This window comes from Frankia sp. CeCAU1 (assembly GCF_977971845.1).
On sequence record NZ_CDWWXA010000223.1, the window covers coordinates 2034 to 5087 of the forward strand.

Below are 3054 nucleotides of genomic sequence, written 5' to 3' on the forward strand. Positions count from 1 at the left end.
GCGCGACCCTGCCCGGGTCGATCCGACCTGAGCGCCTACCGGTACGCCCTCCTTCCTGTCACCGAAAGGTGTTGCTCGCATGCCCCGATCCAGTCCGCCCCCGCCGCGGGCGTTGCCCGATCCGTTGCGCCCGTCCGACACCGACCGTAACCGGCTCGGGGACGGCAAGAGTCCCAAGAGTCTCACCAGCGGCCCCGCCCGGGACCCGATCCGCCCCGTTGGTGCTGGTCACCGGGGGGCCGGTAGGGACCGTGGGACTCTTGGGACTCTTGGGACTCTTACTCACCGTGACCCCCGCGGCCCGGGGGGCGGGAAGGACAGGTACCGCCCCGCACGGGCGGTACCGCACCGCACTCCGGCCCCGTCGGCCGCTGTCCCGCCCCACACGGCGGGGGAGACGAGATGCCCCCTCCCCCCGATCGGCACGCCGTGCGCGGTGCTGATCGTTGGGCGGGCGACCGCGCCGCGGGGTGACTTGCGGGTGGCTGGTCCGGCTGGACAGCGGCGCAACGCCGGGGGGGAGGGGCATCTCACTGCGGTGCCCCGCCGCCGCGGTGGTGGTGGCGTGCGATGAGCGGCGACCACGGCGACCCGACCGGTGCGCGCCGGTCGCGGCACCTGCACGTGGCGGTGCCGCCCGGTGGGCACGGTGACTCCGTGCCCGGGAAGGCGACCACTGCGGTTCCGGTCGACGTCCCGCACCAGCACGAGCACGAGCACAACCCGCATGACGAGCACGAGTCTGTGCCGGACGACGGCGGGTCGGGGTCACAGGCAACCCGGCTGGTTGCTCTGGCCCGGGAGCGGTACCGGGTCGTGCGCGGCAGCGACGGACGCGCCTACGCCGTTGACCTGGCCGGGCCGATGATCGCCCTGTCGCTGCGGGGCCGCGACGGTCTACGGACGCGTCTGGCCACGGCCTACTACGACCGGTTCGGGTCGACGCCGGGGGGCGGTGCGCTGTCCGACGCGCTGACCGTGCTGGAAGGCGCCGCCGCCGAAGCCGAACCGGAAGCGGTCGGTCTGCGGGTCGCTGCCACCGTCGACGGTGGGATCGTGCTCGACCTGGGCACCGTCGACGGTCGCTGTGTGCAGGTCGACGCGCACGGCTGGACCGTGCTGGAACGCTCCCCGGTGCTGTTTCGCCGGACCGCGCTCACCAGCCCGTTGCCGATCCCGGCCCGGCCTGGTGACCTGGCCGCCCTGCGCGGGCTGGTGAACGTGTCCGAGGCCGGGTTCCGGCTGCTGGTCGGGTGGCTGGTTGCCGCGTTCCTACCCGACATCCCGCACCCGATCCTGGTCCTCACCGGCGAGCAAGGTACGGCGAAGTCCACCGCGGCCCGGATCACCGTGTGCCTACTGGACCCTTCCCCGGCGCCGTTGCGCTCCGCCCCCCGCGATGCGCGGCAGTGGTCGATCACCGCGTCCGCGTCGTGGGTGGTCGCACTCGACAACGTCTCCGGGGTCGCGCCGTGGTTCTCCGACACCCTGTGCAAGGCCGTGACCGGTGACGGCATGGTCGACCGGGCCCTGTACACCGACGACGACGTCACCGTCATCTCCTACCGCCGGGTGCTAGCCATGACCTCGATCGACGCCGGAGACCTGGCCGGCGACCTCGCCGAACGCATCCTCCCGTTGGAACTCACCCGGATCGACCCGGCCCGGCGCCGAACCGATGGCGAGATCTCCGCCGCCTACGACGCCGCCCGCCCCACCGTCCTGGCCGCGCTGCTGGACCTGCTGTCCCAGGTTCTCGCCACGCTGCCCGGCGTGCGGGTGGACGAGCTGCCCCGGATGGCGGACTTCGCCCGGGTCCTGGCCGCCCTCGACACCGTCACCGGCTGGACGACCCTGCCCGACTACACCACCGCCGCGGCCGACCTGGCCGCCGCCGTCGTGGCCGCTGACCCGGTCGCCGAGGCCATCCGCCGGCACCTGGCCAAAGTCGGTGCTTTCACCGGCACCGCCGAAGCGCTCTACGCGAACCTTCCCGCCCCCGACCCCCGGCCGCGGACCTGGCCGCGCTCCGCCCGTGGGATGTCCGGCGCCGCACGCCGCGTGGCACCCGCCCTACGCGCCCAAGGCGTCACGGTCGACTTCACCCGCAGTCGCGACATCCAACGTCAACGGCTCATCCACCTGGCCTACGACAGTTCTGCGATTCAACCGTCCGAACCGTCCAAACCGTCCAAGGACCCCCGGTGACCAGCACAAACGCGCTGGACGGTTGGCCGCGCCGATCGTCCAGTCCCGCCCGCCGACCGTCCAATCCGTCACGCACCTGGACGGTTGCCCGCTCGATTGGACGATCGTCTGTCCCCAACCGTCCAGCCCTGGCACCCATGCTGACCTGCGGAAACGTCGATGCCTGGACGGTCTGGACGGTTCGGACGGTCGTTTCCGCACTCTGTTGAAGGACACGCCCATGAACCCGACCGCGCTCGCCGACCAACTCACCGCCGCCACCCGCGACGCCCGCCGCCACCTCGACACCCTCCTGAAGATCCTGCGGGAGCCGGCGGCGGCCCAATGACCGCCCGTCAGGGGTTGTGGACTCCCGACCTCGCCGACGACTCTCTCGATCCGCAGGTCAGCGAGACCGCGATCGTCACGGTGAGTCAAACTCCCGAAACTCCCGAAACTCCCGCGGTGTTTCGGGGCTCCCCAGTGACCAGCGCCAACAGCCCCGGAGAGGCTGCGGGTGGGGGGTTGGACGGGAGTTTTGGGAGTTTCATCGCCGCACGGTGGGGCACGTTCGGTCACCGGACGCGACACCCTCGATACCAACCCTGAGTAACCGCCGTCAGGTCGTCGTCGCCTCGACCGTCACCCCCGCCACGACGGCCCCCAACCGGCCACAGAGCGACGAATCCCGGTCCGACCAGGACCTGACGACCTGACGACAACCTGACGACGACGATCCCCCACCACCGTCCGTCATCAAACCCCAAGCACGGAGAGGCGGTACCCCCATGCCCAAAACCGTCTCTGTGCCCGCGAACCCCCACCGCTACCACCGCGCCGTGCCCTTCGAGCCACCCCCACCGAACC

At 71.7% G+C, this 3054-nt stretch carries 1 protein-coding gene; it reads left to right on the forward strand.

Annotated features, from left to right (window positions below; translation table 11 throughout):
- The first annotated feature begins 570 nt into the window (after positions 1-570).
- Positions 571-2208, forward strand: a complete 1638-nt coding sequence (locus tag AC08OO_RS22565; RefSeq protein ID WP_011435643.1) for a hypothetical protein — start codon at positions 571-573, stop codon at positions 2206-2208.
- The last annotated feature ends 846 nt before the right edge of the window (positions 2209-3054 follow it).